At 35.6% G+C, this 19,769-nt stretch carries 23 protein-coding genes; 10 read left to right on the top strand and 13 right to left on the bottom strand.

Annotated features, from left to right (window positions below):
* Nucleotides 1–198: 198 nt before the first annotated feature.
* The 5 genes from DF947_RS13570 to DF947_RS13550 all read left to right on the top strand — a co-directional run bounded on the left by DF947_RS13570 (nt 199) and on the right by DF947_RS13550 (nt 6,775).
* Nucleotides 199–1,221: a threonine aldolase family protein gene (locus DF947_RS13570; protein ID WP_109930575.1), complete on the top strand. Its 1,023-nt coding sequence runs from the start codon at nt 199–201 to the stop codon at nt 1,219–1,221.
* Nucleotides 1,222–1,260: 39 nt separating this feature from the next.
* Nucleotides 1,261–2,775, top strand: coding sequence for an acetyl-CoA carboxylase biotin carboxylase subunit (gene accC, locus DF947_RS13565; RefSeq protein ID WP_109930574.1), 1,515 nt, complete (start codon nt 1,261–1,263; stop codon nt 2,773–2,775).
* Nucleotides 2,776–2,826: 51 nt separating this feature from the next.
* On the top strand, nt 2,827–3,411 hold the full coding sequence (locus tag DF947_RS13560; protein WP_109930573.1) for a riboflavin synthase: 585 nt from the start codon (nt 2,827–2,829) through the stop codon (nt 3,409–3,411).
* A 186-nt stretch (nt 3,412–3,597) separates the two neighbouring features.
* Nucleotides 3,598–6,249, top strand: coding sequence for a glycoside hydrolase family 78 protein (locus DF947_RS13555; protein WP_109930572.1), 2,652 nt, complete (start codon nt 3,598–3,600; stop codon nt 6,247–6,249).
* Nucleotides 6,250–6,313: 64 nt separating this feature from the next.
* Nucleotides 6,314–6,775 (top strand): DUF4268 domain-containing protein, encoded by a 462-nt coding sequence (locus tag DF947_RS13550; protein ID WP_109930571.1) that lies wholly within the window; start codon nt 6,314–6,316, stop codon nt 6,773–6,775.
* Here the strand turns inward: DF947_RS13550 and DF947_RS13545 are convergent.
* Nucleotides 6,772–7,923, bottom strand: coding sequence for a tetratricopeptide repeat protein (locus DF947_RS13545; protein WP_109930570.1), 1,152 nt, complete (start codon nt 7,921–7,923; stop codon nt 6,772–6,774). The two genes, DF947_RS13550 and DF947_RS13545, sit on opposite strands and share 4 nt — an antisense overlap.
* Before the next feature lie 122 nt (nt 7,924–8,045).
* Here DF947_RS13545 and DF947_RS13540 point away from each other — a divergent pair, with 122 nt between their 5' ends.
* The 3 genes from DF947_RS13540 (at nt 8,046) to DF947_RS13530 (ending at nt 9,310) form a co-directional block, all read left to right on the top strand.
* Entirely contained in the window at nt 8,046–8,342 is a 297-nt protein-coding gene (locus tag DF947_RS13540; RefSeq protein ID WP_109930569.1) for a hypothetical protein, read from the top strand.
* A 25-nt stretch (nt 8,343–8,367) separates the two neighbouring features.
* Nucleotides 8,368–8,958, top strand: a complete 591-nt coding sequence (locus tag DF947_RS13535; RefSeq protein WP_109930568.1) for a porin family protein — start codon at nt 8,368–8,370, stop codon at nt 8,956–8,958.
* Nucleotides 8,959–9,040: 82 nt separating this feature from the next.
* Complete coding sequence (locus DF947_RS13530) at nt 9,041–9,310, top strand: hypothetical protein (protein ID WP_109930567.1); 270 nt, start codon at nt 9,041–9,043, stop codon at nt 9,308–9,310.
* Between the two features lie 38 nt (nt 9,311–9,348).
* Here the strand turns inward: DF947_RS13530 and DF947_RS13525 are convergent, their stop codons facing one another.
* The 6 genes from DF947_RS13525 to DF947_RS13500 form a co-directional block, all read right to left on the bottom strand.
* A complete protein-coding gene (locus DF947_RS13525; RefSeq protein ID WP_109930566.1) occupies nt 9,349–10,290 on the bottom strand; it encodes a YihY/virulence factor BrkB family protein in 942 nt (313 codons plus the stop codon).
* A 73-nt stretch (nt 10,291–10,363) separates the two neighbouring features.
* Nucleotides 10,364–10,762 (bottom strand): META domain-containing protein, encoded by a 399-nt coding sequence (locus DF947_RS13520; protein WP_109930565.1) that lies wholly within the window; start codon nt 10,760–10,762, stop codon nt 10,364–10,366.
* A 950-nt stretch (nt 10,763–11,712) separates the two neighbouring features.
* The gene (locus tag DF947_RS13515; protein WP_109930564.1) at nt 11,713–11,925 is read right to left on the bottom strand and encodes an alkylphosphonate utilization protein; all 213 of its coding nucleotides are present in this window, start codon (nt 11,923–11,925) and stop codon (nt 11,713–11,715) included.
* Nucleotides 11,926–11,967: 42 nt separating this feature from the next.
* Complete coding sequence (locus DF947_RS13510) at nt 11,968–12,495, bottom strand: GNAT family N-acetyltransferase (RefSeq protein ID WP_109930563.1); 528 nt, start codon at nt 12,493–12,495, stop codon at nt 11,968–11,970.
* A gap of 38 nt (nt 12,496–12,533) precedes the next feature.
* Nucleotides 12,534–13,085 carry a DUF4199 domain-containing protein gene (locus DF947_RS13505; RefSeq protein ID WP_109930562.1) on the bottom strand — a complete coding sequence of 184 codons (552 nt, stop codon included), beginning with the start codon at nt 13,083–13,085 and terminating at the stop codon, nt 12,534–12,536.
* 114 nt (nt 13,086–13,199) lie between these two features.
* A complete protein-coding gene (locus DF947_RS13500; protein WP_109930561.1) occupies nt 13,200–13,670 on the bottom strand; it encodes a response regulator transcription factor in 471 nt (156 codons plus the stop codon).
* A gap of 160 nt (nt 13,671–13,830) precedes the next feature.
* Between DF947_RS13500 and DF947_RS13495 the strand changes: the two genes are divergently transcribed.
* Nucleotides 13,831–14,616 carry a hypothetical protein gene (locus DF947_RS13495; RefSeq protein WP_109930560.1) on the top strand — a complete coding sequence of 262 codons (786 nt, stop codon included), beginning with the start codon at nt 13,831–13,833 and terminating at the stop codon, nt 14,614–14,616.
* Between the two features lie 179 nt (nt 14,617–14,795).
* Here DF947_RS13495 and DF947_RS13490 read toward each other — a convergent pair whose 3' ends face one another.
* From DF947_RS13490 to DF947_RS13465, 6 genes are all read right to left on the bottom strand, one after another.
* Nucleotides 14,796–15,401, bottom strand: coding sequence for an alpha-ketoglutarate-dependent dioxygenase AlkB family protein (locus tag DF947_RS13490; protein ID WP_109930559.1), 606 nt, complete (start codon nt 15,399–15,401; stop codon nt 14,796–14,798).
* On the bottom strand, nt 15,377–15,625 hold the full coding sequence (locus DF947_RS13485; RefSeq protein WP_109930558.1) for an Ada metal-binding domain-containing protein: 249 nt from the start codon (nt 15,623–15,625) through the stop codon (nt 15,377–15,379). Before DF947_RS13485 ends, DF947_RS13490 begins: the two co-directional genes overlap by 25 nt.
* Before the next feature lie 2 nt (nt 15,626–15,627).
* Nucleotides 15,628–16,344 (bottom strand): 2OG-Fe(II) oxygenase, encoded by a 717-nt coding sequence (locus DF947_RS13480; RefSeq protein WP_240615382.1) that lies wholly within the window; start codon nt 16,342–16,344, stop codon nt 15,628–15,630.
* Complete coding sequence (locus tag DF947_RS13475; RefSeq protein WP_109930557.1) at nt 16,344–17,192, bottom strand: methylated-DNA--[protein]-cysteine S-methyltransferase; 849 nt, start codon at nt 17,190–17,192, stop codon at nt 16,344–16,346. Before DF947_RS13475 ends, DF947_RS13480 begins: the two co-directional genes overlap by 1 nt.
* Before the next feature lie 65 nt (nt 17,193–17,257).
* The gene (locus DF947_RS13470) at nt 17,258–17,941 is read right to left on the bottom strand and encodes a CPBP family intramembrane glutamic endopeptidase (protein WP_109930556.1); all 684 of its coding nucleotides are present in this window, start codon (nt 17,939–17,941) and stop codon (nt 17,258–17,260) included.
* 127 nt (nt 17,942–18,068) lie between these two features.
* Entirely contained in the window at nt 18,069–18,635 is a 567-nt protein-coding gene (locus tag DF947_RS13465; RefSeq protein ID WP_240615381.1) for an SRPBCC family protein, read from the bottom strand.
* A 120-nt stretch (nt 18,636–18,755) separates the two neighbouring features.
* Between DF947_RS13465 and DF947_RS13460 the strand changes: the two genes are divergently transcribed.
* Entirely contained in the window at nt 18,756–19,736 is a 981-nt protein-coding gene (locus DF947_RS13460; RefSeq protein ID WP_109930555.1) for a GlxA family transcriptional regulator, read from the top strand.
* The last annotated feature ends 33 nt before the right edge of the window (nt 19,737–19,769 follow it).

Raw genomic sequence — 19,769 nt, 5'->3', positions numbered from 1 at the left:
CACGATAAAAGTATAAAAACTCTTATATTTTGTATCTTTTTTTTTAATAATTTTTTAACAATTTGTTGTTGTAGGATTTCAAGTGTGTAAAAAATACACTATATAGCGTGTTTAATCGGCTTAAATCCTTAAAATTATACCATAAAGGGCATTGGTCTTTTTTTTAACAGTCAGAATTATTTTACAATAGATACAAAAATGAATAGCAGTTTTTTAGATTTCAGAAGTGATACCGTAACCAAGCCAACGGCTGGAATGTTGGATGCGATGATGAGCGCAAAAGTTGGCGATGATGTTTTTGGTGAAGATGAAACCGTGCAAAAATTGGAAACCAGATTGGCCGAAACATTTAATATGGAAGCTGGTCTCTTTTGTCCTTCGGGAACAATGACCAACCAAATCGGAATTAAATGTTTTACACAACCCATGGATGAAGTGATTTGTGATCAAACTGCACACGTATATCGGTATGAAATTGGAGGAATTGCTTATCACTCTGCTGCATCAGTAAGGTTGTTATATGGTGAGCGTGGAATTTTAACTCCTGAACTTATAGAGCCTGAAATTAATGAAGATAACATTCACTATCCGAATTCTTCTTTAGTGGTTTTAGAAAACACGGTAAATAAAGGCGGCGGAAGCTGTTATACATTGAATCAAATTGCGCCAATCCATCATTTGTGTAACATTAAAGGCTTAAAACTTCATTTGGATGGGGCAAGAATTTTTAATGCATTAGTGGCTACCGGCGATAAAGCACATCAATATGGAAAGTATTTCGATGGAATTTCTGTCTGTTTATCTAAAGGATTAGGTGCGCCAGTGGGCTCAGTTTTATTGGGCAGTAAGGAAACGATTAAAAAAGCAAGAAAAATTAGAAAGGCTTTCGGCGGAGGAATGCGCCAGGCGGGGTTTTTGGCAGCTGCTGGAATTTATGCACTTGATCATCACGTAGAACGATTAAAAGAAGATCACGATCATGCAAAAGCCTTGGCGAATGCGTTAATTTCAACCAGTTACGTTGTATCTGTAATGCCTGTAGAAACCAATATCGTGATTTTCGAAGTAGCAAAAGGAACTGCTCAAAAGGTAGTTGATCTATTAAAAGAAAAAGGGTTACATTGCAATACCACAAGTGCGAGTACAGTTAGGCTGGTTACCCATTTGGATTTGAGCGCTACAATGATTGATCAGGCAATCGAAATAATATTACATTTGTAAGAAAGGTTAATAGTAGGTTCGTGTATAGTTAATAGCCAAATGTCTGAAAACCAAAACCATAAATTAAAAATTTCCAAAATTCTTATTGCCAATCGTGGCGAAATTGCCCTACGGATTATGCGTTCGGCAAAGGAAATGGGGATAAAAACTGTTGCTGTTTTTTCTGAAGCTGATCGAAACGCCTTGCATGTCCGTTATGCTGATGAAGCTATTTTTATTGGTCCTGCACCTTCCAATCAAAGTTATCTGGTTGGTGAGAAAATAATCGAAGCCTGCAAACAAGCCGGAGCCGAAGCCATTCATCCCGGTTATGGTTTTCTATCAGAAAATGCGGGTTTCGCACAAATGGTTGCTGATGCAGGTTTAATTTTGATTGGTCCATCGCCTTTGGCAATGGAAATTATGGGAAACAAGCTCTCGGCAAAAGCAGCGGCATTGAAATACAATATTCCAATGGTTCCTGGAACGGAAGAAGCCATTAAGGATGTTGCCGAAGCCAAAGAAAGAGCAATTGAAGTTGGTTTTCCGATTTTGATTAAAGCAGCGGCAGGTGGTGGAGGCAAGGGCATGCGCATTGTAGAAAAGGCTGACGATTTTGAAGAACAGATGCAACTGGCCGTAAGCGAGGCAACTTCTGCATTTGGTGATGGTTCTGTGTTTATCGAGCGGTATGTAACTTCGCCAAGGCACATCGAAATTCAGGTTTTGGGCGATACGCATGGAAATATTGTTCATCTTTTTGAACGGGAATGCTCCGTTCAGCGGAGACATCAAAAAGTAGTTGAAGAAGCTCCTTCATCTGTACTAACGGAAGAAATTAGGCAACAAATGGGTAAATGTGCCGTAGATGTTGCCCGATCCGTTAATTACACTGGTGCAGGAACAGTTGAGTTTATTTTGGATGAAAACCTAGATTTCTTTTTCTTAGAAATGAATACGCGTTTGCAGGTAGAACATCCTGTAACTGAATTAATTACTGGAATAGACTTGGTTAAGGAACAAATCAAAATTGCCTCCGGAGAAGTATTGAGTTTTAATCAGGAAGATTTAAAAATAAATGGTCATGCCGTCGAACTTCGGGTTTATGCCGAAGATCCTAAAAACAATTTCTTGCCGGATATAGGAACTTTGCAAACTTATAAAACACCAAAGGGAAATGGAGTAAGGGTTGATGATGGTTTTGAGCAAGGTATGGACATCCCAATCTACTACGATCCAATGATCGCCAAGTTGATCACCTATGGGAAAGATAGAACGGAAGCGATTGAAAGAATGATTAGGGCAATTGCAGAATATGAGATTACCGGGATAGAAACTACATTGGCTTTTGGTAATTTTGTAATGCAGCACGAGGCATTTAAAACAGGCAATTTCGACACTCATTTTGTTGGCAAATATTTTAACGCCGATAGTTTGAAAGTTGAAGATGAAACTGAGGCTTTAATTGCAGCGGTAATTGCATCTGCTCTTTTTGAAAAGAAAAGTGATGTTATTTCAGCAGGAGAGCATTTGAAAAGCAGTTCTGACTGGAGAAAAAATAGATTGAAATATTAAAACTACCATCGTGCAGAAAATTTCATCGCTGATGGCTACAATAAAATAAAAATGTTCACTGGAATTATAGAAACGCTTGGCGAAATAACGGCCATAAAAAACGATCATACAAATATCCATTTCACCATTTCATCGGCTATAAGCCATGAGTTAAAAATCGATCAGAGCGTTGCCCATAATGGTGTTTGCCTGACTGTTGTAGCTGTAAATGATGGAAGCCACACGGTTACAGCCATAGATGAAACATTAAATAAGACAAATCTTGGTCACCTAAAAGTAGGTAATAAGGTAAATCTAGAACGTTGCATGCAAATGAATGCCCGCTTAGATGGACATATTGTTCAAGGCCATGTAGACCAGACTGCGGTTTGCGTTAAACGTGAAGAATTGGATGGGAGCTGGGAATATCGTTTTAAATACGATGCTTCAGCTGGAAATGTAACTGTAGAAAAAGGCTCGGCCTGCGTTAATGGAATTAGCTTAACAGTTGTTAATTCTGCCGATGATGAATTTTCTGTATTTATTATTCCTTACACATTTGAACACACCAACCTGCAAGAAGTTCAGGTAGGGGATACCGTAAATTTGGAATTCGATATTATAGGTAAATATGTTGCTCGCTTAATGGGTAAATAATTTCTTTATCAAACTAAGAAGATTCTTTACTAACGATATATAAAACTTAATCATCTGTATATCAGTTTATTGTGTTATAATTGACGTGTTTGTAACGCTTAATTTTTCATGACAGTGCAGGATAGTAAGCTGAATTATATTTCTGATTATCGCACCGTTAAGATTATAAATTAACGCTAACCATTTATGAAACACTCATTTCCCAAAACAACAGCAGGGCTTATTCTATTCATGCTGTTTTCTTTCGTTATCAATACATCAGCTCAGAAAATTTCGGTCAATAATTTAACGGTAGAGCATTTAACAAATCCGCTTAGCGTTGATCATCCACATCCAAGATTTAGCTGGAAAATCGTTTCAGAAATAAAGAATACTAGCCAAGCGAGTTATGAAATTCGATTGGGAAATACTGCTTCATTTTCTAAAAAGGCATTGTGGAATGTGGATCAGAAAGGAGATGAATCCGTTCTTGTTGCTTATAATGGACCAGAACTTTCTTCAAAAACCAAATATTTTTGGCAGGTAAGGGTAAAGGATAATCATGGCAATACCTCAGCTTGGTCTCCAGTTCAGTATTTTCAAACCGGTTTAAAAGCCAGTGATTGGACAGCGAAATGGATTGCCGTTGAAGGCAGAGATTCATCACTAGCCAGTCCTTTGTTTAGGAAAGATTTTGAGGTTAAAAAGACGATTCGTTCAGCAACAGCTTACATTACAGCTAAAGGACTATACGAAGCGCATATCAATGGTAAAAAGTTAGGCAATCATTATTTTGCTCCGGGATGGACGAGTTATAAAAACCACTTACAATATCAGGTTTATGATGTTACTAAATCGTTTAACAAGGGCGAAAACACCATTGGTGTAATTCTTGGCAATGGCTGGTATAAAGGTAGAATAGGTTTCAATAATCAGCATGATTTTTATGGAGATACAAGAGCGTTATTGCTTCAGGTAGAAATTGAATATACAGATGGAACAAAGGAAGTAGTGAATACAGATAACAGTTGGAAAACAGCTAATGGCCCAATTTTATCATCCAATATTTACGATGGTGAAACCTATGATGCACGACTGGAAATTTCTGGATGGGATAATATTAAATTTAAAGAAACAGCCAGCTGGAAACCTGTTAGCATTTTAGAAAATGGTACCGAAAAGCTGGTTGGAATGAGTGGGCCAACCGTGAGCAAACATGAAGAATTTAAAGCACTTAAAATTTTTAAAACCCCTGCAGGAGAAACGGTTGTAGATTTCGGTCAAAATTTGGTGGGCTGGGTAATGCTTAAAGCTAAAGGGCCATCAGGCACAAAAATAACCATTAGTCATGCTGAGGTTTTGGATAAGGCAGGTAATTTTTATACAACAAATTTAAGATCTGCCAAACAGCAGAATAATTATATTTTAAAGGGAGAATATGAACAGGTTTTCGAACCTCACTTTACGTTTCAAGGGTTTAGATACGTAAAAATTCAAGGATTCCCAGGAGAACTTAAATTAGAAGATTTAACAGCAGTTGCAGTATATTCTGATATGAATGCAACCGGAAAATTCACCACATCAAATACGCTGTTGAATCAATTGCAACATAATATTCAATGGGGACAGAAAGGAAACTTTGTAGATGTGCCTACAGATTGCCCGCAAAGAGACGAACGACTTGGTTGGACTGGCGATGCACAAGCTTTTGCGTCTACTGCTGCTTACAATATGGATGTACCGGGCTTTTTTACCAAATGGCTGAAAGATGTAAGTGCAGATCAATTGCCCAATGGAAGTGTGCCATTTGTTGTTCCAAATGTAATTAGTGAAAGAGATGCAGGCTCATCTGGTTGGGGAGATGTGGCAACCATTATTCCGTGGGATATGTATGTGGCCTATGGTGATAAGGGCATTTTAGAAGCGCAATACGGAAGTATGAAGAAGTGGGTAGATTATATTTCCTCAGTGGCAAAGGATAATCTTTGGAACAGTGGATTTCACTTCGGCGATTGGTTGTTCTACCGTCCAAATGACGATAATGATGGTCGTGCTGCGGTAACCGACAAATACATGATTGCTCAAACTTTTTATGCACATTCCACTCAAATGCTTCTCAACGCGGCTAAAGTTTTGGGTAAAACAGAAGATGTAGAAAAGTACAGCTCATTATTGGAAAAAATTAAGAAAGCCTACGTGAGTGAGAACATGACAGAAAACGGAAAACTAGCCTCTAATACTCAAACGGCTTATGTTCTTGCGCTTCAGTTCGATTTGCTTCCAGAAAATATGCGCCAACAGGCTGCAGAAAGACTGGCTCAAAATGTTAGAGATTATGGCAATCATTTAACAACCGGCTTTTTGGGCACGCCTTACCTTTGCCATGTTTTAAGCAGATTTGGACATCAAGATGTAGCATACGATTTACTTTTGCAGGAAAGCTATCCATCTTGGCTTTATCCTGTAAAAATGGGTGCAACAACCATCTGGGAAAGATGGGATGGAATAAAACAAGATGGTTCGTTTCAAACTGCCGATATGAATTCCTTTAACCATTATGCTTACGGCGCAATTGGCGATTGGATGTACAAAAATATTGCTGGAATAAATCCAGTTTCCGAAACCCCGGGTTATAAAGCAATTTTAATTTCACCAAAACCGGGTGGCAACTTAACCAGTGCATCAGGAGAACTCGAAACGGTTTATGGAACAGTTAAGTCTTCTTGGACAATTAAAGATGGAGTTTTTAAACTTGATGTTACGGTACCAGCTAATGCAAAGGCAACGGTAATTTTGCCCAAGAACAGTAAGAAAGAAGAAATAGGATCAGGTAATTATCATTTTGAAACCAAATACTAAACTTTTAATATTGTAGCGTATTAATAAAACGGAGGCTTCTTTATGCCAACGATTGCAGATAAATATGTACAGTAAAGAAGAGGCAGCAAGATTAAGGCAACAGTTCTGGATCAGTTTTGGGCAATATATGAAACCCGTTCCATCGGCAATTGGTTCTTCTGTAAATTGGATTAACTATAAAACAGGGGTGAAAAACATCTTTTTTAAAATGGATGTTGATCAAAAAAAAGCAATTATCTCCATTCAATTGGCTCACACCGATGCTGGAATCAGGCATTTAATCTTCAATCAATTTGAAGAATTTAAACTGATGTTGACCAACACAATGGGTGAGGAATGGAATTGGGAACAAGATGCTTCAGATGAATATGGTAAAGTTATCAGTCAGATTTCGATTAGCCTTGAGAATGTAAATATTTACAACCAGCAACACTGGCCAGAACTGATTTCGTTCTTTAAACCACGGATAATCGCACTCGATGATTTTTGGGATAATGTGAAGCCAGTATTTGAAGATTTGAGTTAGTTTTTTAGTGCCGTAAGTCTTTTATTAATATACTCCACAACAGGTTTGTTCCCTTCAGTATCAGGAAGATTTCTTAAAACTTGATTATAAGCGCTTATGGCATTTGCCTTCTGATTGAGCTTCTTATCAAAAATCTGTGCAGCTATGTAAATGAGATTGCTCTCGGTATCAAAAAAAGCCCCCTTTTTATAAACCGATGCAGCAAGCTCAAACTTTTCTGCCTGTTCATAGCTTTCGCCCATTTTGGTGTAATACAATAAAGTATTCCTAGAAATGCCAGCGTCTATCGCTTTTTTGAAATAATCACCTGCCATGATGTAATCTTTCAAGCCTCGATAACATAGTGCCATGTTATAAAACAAGCTTTCATTATCATCCGGAGTGTTTGAACGTACTTTTTTAAAATAATTTAGGCTTTTTACGAACTCTTTTTTCATGTAATAAACTTTTCCCAGATTATTAAGAACAAAGGAAGAGCTATCGCCCAGACTAAAAAGCTGTTCTCCAGACTTAATGGCCTCGTCAAATTTATTTTCTGCCAAACACAGTGGAAGCTTGATCTTCAAAAGCTGAATGCTATTTGAATCTGCATTTAAAGCAGGTTTGAGAATGCTGTCAACAAGGCTAAAAATATGCATCTTCATATAGATTTCACTTAAATCAAACACAATATCTGCATCTAATGGATTTAGCTTATTAGCTTTTTTTAAATAGTTTATTTTTTTGATGTTGAACTGCTCTGGATACAAACTGGTTAATTGTTTATAGGCAGCAAAATTGGCCGTATCTATTTTGATAATTTCCTCATAATAATTTTTTGCCTTTTCTACGTTATTTCTTCTACTGGCTATATTTGCCATGCTAAAAAGGATGGGCAAACTCTTAGGCTGGAGTTGATAAGCCTTAAGATAATATTTTTCAGCTTCAGCTGTATTTCCAGCCATTAAATAACAATATCCAATTTGTGTTACGGCGTTTAAATCTGAGGTGCTTTCGGTATAAGCTGTTTTTAAATACTGTGCAGCTTCGGCGTAACGCTGGGTCTGATAAAAATCGAAAAGTTTTTCCTTATCAATTGCTGTAGAACTTTGTGCAAACATCAATTTACTTAGGGATAAAAAACAAATAATGAATAGAGAGTTTTTCATGATCTAATATTTAAACTAATTTATTAGTTGTTTTTCGCAATTCCAAATAAATGGAAATAAAAACAAATTGAAGAGGTATGGGTTTATTATGGAAACAGTTTAAAAATTAAAAATAAGAACCTATGAATACTTTAAAGAAGTTTGAATTGATGGAAAAGATTGTGCGTGAATTAGAAGATTTACAAAATTCTCAGCAGGCACTTATTCAAAAAATTGGAAAAATAGAAGTTGATAATATCGAATTAAGTGATGGTAGACTTGAAAAAGACTTACCAGATATGCATCAGCGTTTGGCCGATAACTTAGATACAATTGTCGGAATTTTAGATTATTTTGCAAATAAAACCCAAAACTTTGGCGATAAAAACAATGTTGATGCACTTAAAGAGCAAGAGGCCATTAACAATGCAACAAGTTAATTAACCTAAAAATCACCCTATTAATATGAAATCGTTCTATCTTACTATTGCCTGTTTATTTGCCGGCTTTTATGCCAGTGCACAGGTTTTGCCTACATTCCAATTGGGGTTAAAGGCTGGAGCAAATTTTTCGAAGTTTGATTCTGAAAATACATTTAGCAGTGAAAATCGCACTGGTTTTTATGGTGGATTGTGGGCAAGGGTAGGAGCTGCTGGTGTTTATTTTCAACCAGAGTTATATATTTCTGGAAAAAAAGCAAATCTGGTTAGCGATGCTACAGGCGAAATAAATCGGGTTCGCTTTACCAGCTTGGATGTTCCACTTTTAATTGGAACTAAATTTGGTGCTGCAGGAATTGGCTTAAGATTAAATACAGGGCCAATGTTCTCTTTAATTTTAGATGAAAACCAAAGTTTTGGTCAAGCCGCTGGAAATGTTTTTAAAGCCGACTTCAAAGATCAGGCATTGGCTTGGCAATTTGGTGCAGGACTGGATATTAAAAAGATCAGTTTTGATGCCCGCTACGAATTGGGGCTATCTAAAATTAATAAATCAGGATACCCTGGAACCAAGCTAAATCTATTTACCGTTGGTATAGGATATAGAATTTTGTAAGTTATCAACATTTTGATAGCTAAGGGTTTAATTGGTTTGATAATTGCGTTTGTGTACAGACTAACTTAATCAAATATGCCTTATGAACTTAAAAGAATTATTACTGAAAGGCCAGAATTTTATCTCCCTACTTAATCAATTTCGTATTGATGCAAAAGATTTGATTATTAAAGATGAAGAAATGATTTTTAATAATCAGAACAACAAAAATACAGAAGTAGTTAAGGAATCGGTTTGGATAGAAGGCAAAAGTAACGATGGTTTGGTAAACCTTTTCGGAACTTTACATTACAATTTGTTGAATAAACTTGCAGTTTTCGAAATGCAGGGATATGAAAAAGTTTCAGCTTAAATAGCGGAAAAATTATATAAAAAAGGCAGGTAAATAATTTATCTGCCTTTTTTTTGTTTTAGGATTTCGTGTTCTACCTGAGTAAGTTCGTAAGCAAAAGCACCATTCTTTGGTTCGATAGGCGTATCTCTTTCATTGCTTAATGCTTTAATAAACGATGCTCCAAAATAAAATATTAGCGAAGAATAAAATACAAAAAGCATAATAACGATTATCGATCCTGCCGATCCATAAATATTGCTAATATTACTTAATGGCAAGAGAATTCTAAGAATATATTTTCCAGCGGTAAATAAACATCCAGTTAATAAACCTCCAGATATTGCAGCTCTCCAAGTTGGCCTTCCATTTGTTAAAAACCTAAAAAGTATTGTAAACCAAGTGGTTACAATAAGTACAAATACAATTTGATTGATAATTGAGGAAACCACCAAACTGAAAGATGGCGAGCCGGTTTTTAAATAGGCCCCAATAAAAGCCTGAACGCTATCTGCCAATAGTCCTAAAAAGAATAAAATACCAGCCAATAAAATTATTGTAACCGAAATGGCCCTAGATTTAAGTGTTGCCAGAATTCCTTTTTTAGCTTGTAAACCAATTGTCCAAATTTGCTCTAAAGAATTTTTAATTACGTTAAAAAGCGTGGTGGCCACAAAAAGGAAAAACACAAAACTGAAGAGTGTTACATACCAGGCTTGATCGATTCCCCTAATGTTTCTTAAGGTTAATCTAATTTGCGCTATACTGCTGTCATCCAGTATATTGGCTAAGCGCTCAAAAATGTGCGTTACCAATAATCTCCTGTCGGTAAACATACCAAACAGGCGAATTAGAATGATTAATATTGGTGGAAGCGCAAAGTTGGTAAAGAATGCCGTTGCCCCGGCCAAACGCAAAGGATCGTTTTTTTGGAACAAGATAAATGCTTTCCTAATGGTAGAGAAAAAGAACTTTAAATCTTCTTTAATTTTAAATCGCATCCTTTGTAATAACTAAAAAGCCCGAAAATACTAAAAATAGTTTGCTCGGGCTTATTCTGATTGTTAAATATGGTTAATTCACTTTCGTAAATACCAAAAGAGTTTTGTTGGCGGCTAATAGATGCAATTTCCCATCTACAATTTTTGCGTTATCTACTTGGTTTAAAGCTTGCAAGTATGAGCGTTCGGCAGCATCTGTATCCTGACAAAACATCTTTGTTCCAAAAATATTTTTTAAGGCCAGTTTATTATCAATAATCTCTCCTTGACCACCATAAGAGTTACAGAAGGATTTCCCACCAATTTTTAAGCTATCGGCAATGTTTAAAGTTGCCTTCGAAGTGCTTGGCAATGTCATCCCAGGCAATTCTGATAATTCCCATTTTGTATTTGCCAATGCTTTAGTGTCTATTTTTTCAATACAAGAACTAAAAAAACAAATCATTAATCCTAAGAATAGTAAATTTTTCATAGTGTACTAATTTTTCAATACTGTTATCAAAAACTAAACCACAGTTGTGATAAAGTTAATTTACGCGTACAAAAACTTAGATGTTCTTAGGTTTCTAAGATGGTTAAACATATAGCTCATTATTGGTCAATAGTAAAATTAAATCACCACCTAAGACATTTAAGAGCACCTAAGCTGGGAGTTGCGACAAAGTTATTTACATGTATAAAAACTTAGATGTTCTTAGGTTTCTAAGATGGTTAAACATATAGCTCGCGTCTGGAGTAAAATTAAATCACCACCTAAGACATTTAAGAGCACCTAAGCTGGGAGTTGCGACAAAGTTATTTACATGTATAAAAACTTAGATGTTCTTAGGTTTCTAAGATGGTTAAACATATAGCTCGCGTCTGGTCAATCATAAAATTAAATCACCACCTAAGACATTTAAGAGCACCTAAGCTGGGAGTTGCGACAAAGTTATTTACATGTATAAAAACTTAGATGTTCTTAGGTTTCTAAGATGGTTAAACATATAGCTCGCGTCTGGTCAATCATAAAATTAAATCACCACCTAAGACATTTAAGAGCACCTTAGCTGGAAGTTGCGACAAAGTTATTTAAGCGTATAAAAACTTAGATGTTCTTAGGTTTCTAAGATGGTTAAAACATATATCTCACTCTGGTCAATGGTAAAATTAAATCACCACCTAAGACATTTAAGAGCACCTAAGCTGGGAGTTGCGACAAAGTTAATTTACACGTATAAAAACTTAGATGTCCTTAGGTTTCTAAGATGGTTAAAACATATAGCTCACTATTGGTCAATGGTAAAATTAAATCATCACCTAAGACATCTAAGGGCACCTTAGCTGGGAGTTGCGACAAAGTTAATTTATGCGTATAAAAACTTAGATGTTCTTAGGTTTCTAAGGTGGAGAAAAAATAAATGATAGACCTAATTATTTAATTTAGTTCTTCTTTTTCAGGAATTCTGTTTTAAGCACAAGTACCGTTCCATTTACACGTCCTTCTATTGCCTTTGGATCATCCGTTAAACGAATGTTTTTTACTGCCGTTCCCTGTTTAATATCGGTAGACATGCCCTTAACTTTTAGTGTTTTGATTACGGTTACCGAATCGCCTTCATTTAGAATATTGCCGTTACTGTCTTTAGTTTCCATGTTCTTGTTGATTTTGGCGAAAATAGAATTTTATAATTGAATTTAGCCTTTTTGTTTTTCGATCTTCATCCAGTGATGAAGCTTTCCGTTATAATCAAACAATTCGATTTTTTTTAAACCCGATTTTTCAAGCACATTAATCGAACCTTGATTATGTACATCGGCTATTCCAATTATAAAATCGAGATTAAGCGTTTCAAAACCGTAGTCGATTGCTGCTTTTGCTGTTTCTGTGGCATAACCCTTTCCCCACGACCTCTTAATAAACCGATAACCCAAATCATAATAGTTAATGTGGTTATTTGTTGATTTGGTTATAAATTTTAAGCCAGACCAGCCAACAAAATCCCCAGTTTCTTTTTCTATAACAGCCCATCTGCCAATGCCCAGTTTTTCATATTGATCTCGAATAAATTCAATATCATTTTTACCTTCTGCTATTGATTTAGTGGGATTGTTCCCAAGATATAAATGAACATCAGGATCTGAATCTAGCTCGAACATTCCTTCCGCGTCAGCTGGTAAAAGCTCTCTTAATAGTAATCGTTCGGTTTCTGCAAAAATTTTCATTCAGATGGTGATGTTTTTCAGTATTTAATATATAGGTTTTAAACGGCTAATGGATTTTCAACTTTATGCATAGAACTATTTTTTCTTTTAAGAATCAATGCTGCAAGAATGGAAACAATGATTCCGATAGGTAAAATCTCCGAATACGTTAAAAGAATAACATAAAGCGGGTTTTTGTAAAGTTCTTTATAATCATTCATTTGTTTGGTTTTTTCCGCCATTTCTACAGCTGTTGCTCCAGCTTTTTTGGCTTCTAGCAGGGCATGTGCGGTATATTTATCCATAAAATCGGGGATAAATAAATAGTAATCGAATAGCCAGACAACAACATACAAAGTTGATGCAATTAAACTGATGTATAATCCGATTTTGAAAGCTTTTCCAAAACTGATTATACCATTATTGTATTTATCACGATAGTTTTTTATTCCAACGAATATGAAGGAAAAGGCCAATAGCATGGAGGCATAGCCTAAAACCATACTGCTTTCAAAATTGGCGTCGCCATAACATTTGGCAGCAGAGAATACCATCATTGCAGTAACAATTGCTCCTGCAATTAATCCGAATACGAGTACATTTTTTTTCATCTGTTTCTGTTTAAGTTTTACAGCACGAAAGTGAAATATTTATTTTTTTTATGGCTCATACTTTAGGGTGATTTTTAAAATATGCAGTAATTTAATGCTAAAGAATGAGCTTTACTATGGAATAATACTTAATCTTTTGGCAACTTCTATGGCTTGTGTTCTTCGCTTTACATTCAGTTTTTCGAAGATTTTTGTTGTATGCGTCTTTATCGTATTTAAGGAAACAAATAATTTCGAAGCAATTTCCTGATTGCTTAATCCAAAAGCCATTAGCTGTAATACATCTAATTCTCGTTTACTGATATTAAGCTTTGCAAGTTCTTTCTCGTTCAGAATAAAAACATTCGGCCTTTCCGTATAAATTTCACGTTCTATTAATATGGTTTTTGGTTTAGTAAGCTTTAATGCCAGCCAGATTCCCAGTGCCGTAAACATTACCGCAATAGAGCCGGCATAAATTTCGAAAGAGTAGTTGCTAACAATAAATTGAAGTTCTAACCATTTTAATAAAAACAACAGCATTGCAAGCACAATACCATAAAGTATCACAATTTTGTATCTGATGAAGAAATTTAAAATCTGCATGTGGTTTACTCAGCTCAAAAATAAAAAAAATACTTAACGATTAATTTTAACCAAATCAAATGTGTTCTATCCAAATCTTTACGTTTGATTATATTTTTTTTTAAAAGGTATCCAGAAAGATGATTAATTTGGGCAAAAAATTTAGCCGTTACCAAAACCTATGAAAACTACACTCTTAGCTCTCTTTTTATCGATAACCTTACTGGCCTGTAAACCGGGAAGCCAGGAAAAAACCCTTGTTCCAAGAGCTTTAACAGCCGATGAAAGTTTTAATGAATTTCCGAAAAGCAAAGATGAAATTTTAACTATTGTTAAAACAGATTCTGGTAAGGTTGATTTATCTGCCATCCAATTTAAAGATACAACCATTTCGATAAAGAAAGATCCGAAACCTTTGGCCAATAAATTTTCGGAGGCCAGATATTTAAACTCACAAAAAACAGCAGTCCTTGTTCAGGTTGCTGATGGTTCGGGACTGGTTTCTCCATTTTACATCATTCTCCTTAAAAATGGAAAATTGGATGTAATTGATTTAGATAAATCATCGAATGGAAAAAACGACAGAAACGTAACTAAGGGATTGGAAGAAATTAGCCGAACCAGCTTTATCATCAACAACGATTTCTTAATTACCTCTGTAAACGGAAACGTTTATCCGATCAAAAGACAAGTTCCTGAAGAACGCATACAAGGAAAGTTTTTTATGTATTCTTCTGATCGTAAAACTTTGGTTTTCCTGACAGCAACTTCATTATACCAGGTAAATTATCAAACAGGCGAAACGCTTAATCTTCCGGTTGATGCGAGTTTGCTTAATCAGCCTGAAACTTTGGTAGGGAATATTCAGCAAGGCTACAGTTGGGTAAAAAATGAACGTGGCACCTCGTTTCTGCTTAAAAACCCTGATGAAGACAGAGTGGTTGATATTAAGGAATTTAAGCACTAGATTAAGTAACAATTTTTGTTTAGAAGATCGAAGCAATTTTAATGCGATTTGCTGCTATAAAACCCAAAGTATTAAGATTGCTTCTTGCCTCGCAATGACATAATGGTTTTGCAATGATTTCAGTCGGTTTAGTGATCAGTGATAATACCGACCACAGATCAATACAAACTAAAGGAACATTAAACCATTGTTCTAAACGTTAAATTTATTCTTGGCCGGATAACTTTTTTAGTCGGTGGTAAACGGTGCAACCAATGGGTTTGAGTTTCATTTTTCATGACCAATAAACTCCCATGTTCTAAAAATGTGGTTATCGTTTCTTTGGTTTCTTTGTGCTTGAAAAGAAACTTTCGTTCTGCGCCAAAACTGAGGGATGCAATGGTTGTATTCTTGCCCAAAGATTTCTCGTCATCGCTGTGATAGGCCATACCTTCATCACCGTTGTGATATAAATTAAGTAAACAGGAATTAAATGCCGTATCTGTTTTTTCTTCAACCAAATTTTTCAGTTCGAGTAATTCTGGTGTCCATATTAAGGCATGCTTAGTCGCATTAGAATAGGTGTAGGCGTATTCTTCGTTTCCGTACCAACCCACTTTTCTTTTGGTTATGATGTGTTTGCCCATAATAAAGGCCTCATCATTTCGCCAATCGATTGTGTTCATTAAAATATTAAAATAATGATCAGCTTTGGTTTTTGAAATCAATTTGCCATAGTAATTAACGGTTCCGCCGTATGGCAGCAAGTTTTTGCTTGTGTCTATTTCTGGGTTGAATAAATCCATTCCTTATATTTTTTGTTAAGGCAATTGCCACAAGGGCGATAACCATGTTCTAGAGCTTCTTTCTCTGATTTAAAGAATACCCGATGCTGCATTTTCATCCTCTTGCCCGATTTACAGCTTAATCTTCCATAAATTTTTAAGTCAGCATTACCACCAAAGCAAATCTGATTATTTTTAATCTGATTTCTTAAATCTTCCATTGATAGTTCTTCGTGTTTTATCATAATTAACTCGTTGCATCGTGAAAAATTATTCCTAAAGTATGCCTTTCACCACTTTTCAATTCACTTACACCATGTTTCATATTTACTCTATAATAACCCTTAATGCCTTTTGCTGGTTTAAAGTTCGTGGTAAAAATTAGTGCATCGCCTTTCTTTGGCTTTAAAACTATCGCTTTTGATTGTGCCCTTGGCGTTTGCTGGGTTAGCACAAATTCTCCTCCTGTATAATCAGCATCGGGTTCGTTTAAAAACAGAACCATCTGCATGGGGAAATAAACATCGCCATATAAATCCTGATGGAGTGTATTGTATCCGCCAATGCCATATTTTAGAATCAGCACCGTAGGCTTCTGCTGATTGTTTGCATTGCAAAGCGATTTTAAATCGTGCAAAGCGTTTGGGAAAGTCTGTTCAATATTTAAAACCTTCATCCATAAATTGGCAATAGGAGCAAGGTAAGGATAAACCGTCTCCCGAATGGTCTGAATCAAATTGGGAAGCGGATAGTCAAAATACCTATACTCGCCCAAGCCAAACCGATAACGTTCCATGACCACCGTTTTGCGATAAAGTTGGTCATTCCCATAATTTTCAATCAGGTTTTCGCAGTTTGCATCCGATAAAAAGTTTGGCAAAACAGCATAGCCCTTATTGTTCATAGAGAATGTTGTCTCATCCCAGTTTATGACTAAAATTCGGTTTATCATTTCTTCTTGCATTACTGTCCTCCTAGTATTTTTGAGGCTTCCCAACCAATAATTGCTGATTTTCGCGTAGTACCCCAATGATAACCGCCAAGTGCTCCACTAGATTGGATTACCCGATGGCATGGAATCAAAAATGCTACCGGATTATCGCCAATTGCCGTACCCACTGCTCTTGATGCATTCGGGTTTTGCAGATGCTTGGCAATTGTGCCATAAGTAGAAAGCTGACCCATCGGGATTTTTAATAAGGTTTCCCAAACTTTCAGCTGGAAATCTGTTCCTTTTAAATGAAGTTTAATCTGGTTGAGTTTACTCCAATCGTGACTGAAAATAAACAGGGCATTCTGTTGCTCCAAATCCAGCATTTGTTTGTATTCGGCCCTTGGAAACTGATTCTTCAAAGTTTCTAAACCGGATAACTCTTCATCAGCAAAAGCAATATGACAGATTCCCTTTTGTGTTGATGCGACTAAAATATTTCCAAATGGACTCTCGGCAAAACTGTAATTGATACTTAGGTTTTCCCCTCCGTTTTTGTATTCTCCCGGTGTCATGCCTTCAATATTTACAAACAAATCGTGAAGTCTGCTCGTGCCAGAAAGACCGGTTTCCAAAGCGGTTTCAAATAAGGAAGCCTGGTTTTCTTTTAATAGTTTTTTAGCATAATTGATGCTGATGTACTGCAAAAATCTTTTCGGACTTGTACCTGCCCATTCGCTAAACAGCCTTTGGAAATGGAAAGGACTTAAGTTTACTTTTTCTGCGATTTGTTCAAGGCTTGGTTGATCCTTAAAATTGGTTTGTATGTAATTGATGGCTTCTGCAATTCTGTTGAAGTTAATTTCGTCTTGAGCTTTCATAACATTTTATTTATACACAAAATTAATGCAGACTAGAACCTTAAGCTACCCGATACTTGCTAAGTTTATTTTTTTAAGGAGATGGACAACAGAATGAAATCCCAAAGAAAGTGGCTAAAAATAAGTATTTTAATGTTCCTGAATTTCCAATAGTGAACGGCAAATACTGCTCCTATAAAAATTGGACCCAATACATTCATGATTGTTCCATACTGAAAGTGAAGTAAACCAAAAAATATGGAAGAGATAATTATTGCCACAACGGGGCTTTTAAATATAATTTCCAAACGAGGCTGGATGTAAGCTCTAAAAATTAATTCTTCTACAATACCTGCAGTAAGGGCAGTAAAAATCATGAGCCAATAATTTTTTTTAAAAATATTAACAATTCTGATTAACGATGCACCGTTGCTTTTTAATCCAAGTAGGGAAATGGCTTTTTGAATACAGGTAACTCCAGTAATTATGATAATGAACATTAAAACTACCGAAACGATGTAAAATGGAATATTATAATTCTTTTCTTCCCAAACGATGAATTTTTGCTTTTCTACTTTTAAGACAAAAAACCAAAGTACAAGCAGGCAAAACCACATCAGTAATCTTGATGTTAGGAATGTTGAGGCACCTACAGATGCACCGATGCTTTTTAAAAAAGGAGAGAAGGTAAGCTGTTGAATAAATAATAAAGCCAGGATGAGAACTATACCAATTATTGTAGTTTTATTTGATTTTAACGTATTGATCATTTGCCATTAAGATAGAAAATAAGAATTAATCTTCTGTCTTTTTATATGGAAATAATATTTTGATGTAATTATTGAACCTTAAAGCAATTAAGCTGTTGCTTTGCGGTGTTGGAAGATATTTTTAAGACTAATTTTTACCAGAACTCAGTTTCCTTTCATTTTCCGTTTGTGGTTTTTCTTTGCCATTTGTTTTGCCTTTACCTATTTCAATTAAGTTTTTTAAGCTTTCCTGAATATATTGAGTCCATGCATCTTGGCAGATTTTATAACATTCGTACGCAGGAACCAAACCCTGATGCGTGAAATGGATTTCAGTTTTACCATCTTTTTTGCTGATCTCGAAAATAATTTTTGTACCAACCCATTCATTTTGATCTTTGGTAAAACTAAAATGATTTTCTTCTACCAACCAGACCACTTTTTTGTTTGGAACCAGCTCGGTTATTTTCATTTTGCAACGATGTACATCCTGAAAGTGATATTTAAATTCTGCATTGAGCTTATCTGTACTGCCCTCAATTTCTTCTGACCACCAGTCGCGAACATTGTTTATCGCATCGAAGGCCTGTTTTGGTGTTTTGTTTACTAAAATGGTGGTGGTAAAATCTTGATTTTTCATTTCTGATTGTGCTAAGGATGGATAACTTTTCAATAATGCGGTTGAAGCAAGCAGATAAAGGTAGATTCTTTTCATGAGGCCATGTTTTTGTAATCCAAATTTAAACATCAATGTTAATTTCTTCGAGGTGTTAAATGGACATTGTAGTGGGTTGATTTGGACATCTGGAATTTTTATCTTTACGAAAAAGAAAACATGAAACACCTGACCATAATCGTACCCAATGGGGAAAATAATTTGAGCAGTATTGTAGGTGCTTATAAAATTTTTACAAGAGCCAATGCCTATTGGAAAGAAACAGGCAAAAAGGAATTGTTTGCCATTCAGTTGGCGGGGATTTCAAAAACAGTAGATTTTTACGAAGGTTTGTTCACTGTAAAACCACATGTAGATGTTTCAGCAGTTAAAAAAACAGACCTCATTATTATCCCATCATTAAATCACAATTACGAACAGGCGGTAGCCAGCAATCATGAACTGATAGATTGGATTGCTAAGCAATATAGAAATGGATCTGAAATTGCGACCATTTGCACAGGTGCTTTTATGCTTGCATCATCTGGCCTTTTAGATGGTAAAAGTTGCTCTACGCATTGGGCGGTTACCGATCATTTCAGAAGCATGTTTCCCAATGTAAATTTGAAAACAGATCGGTTAATTACCGATGAAAATGGGATTTATACCAATGGCGGTGCTTACTCTTTCCTAAATTTGATGATTTATTTAGTTGAAAAATACTATGATCGGCAAACGGCAATTTTTTGCGCAAAGGTTTTTCAGATTGAAATAGAAAGGCAAAGTCAATCGGAGTTTATCATTTTTAAAGGCCAAAAATCGCATGGCGATGAAATGATCAAAAAAGCACAGGATTATATCGAAAAGAACCTGCAGGAAAAAATTTCAATAGCGCATTTATCTTCTAAATTTTCTGTTGGCAGAAGAAATTTCGATCGAAGATTTATCAAAGCTACCGGAAATACCCCAGTTGAATATTCACAACGCGTAAAAATTGAATCTGCTAAAAAAGCTTTTGAAAATAGTAGAAAAACAATAAATGAGGTGATGTATGAGGTTGGTTATTCGGATGTAAAGGCTTTCCGCGAAGTGTTTAGAAAAATTACGGGCATGTCGCCAATTGAGTATAAAGGGAAATATAATAAAGAAGCATTGGTTTAAATGAAGGAGCAAATATTAAGTGCTCCTTCATTA

Origin of the sequence: Pedobacter paludis (genome assembly GCF_003173575.1) — a bacterium.
GTDB lineage: Bacteria > Bacteroidota > Bacteroidia > Sphingobacteriales > Sphingobacteriaceae > Pedobacter > Pedobacter paludis.
The sequence above is the reverse complement of the archived record's forward strand: the minus strand, read 5'-3'. Positions and strand labels throughout refer to the sequence as shown.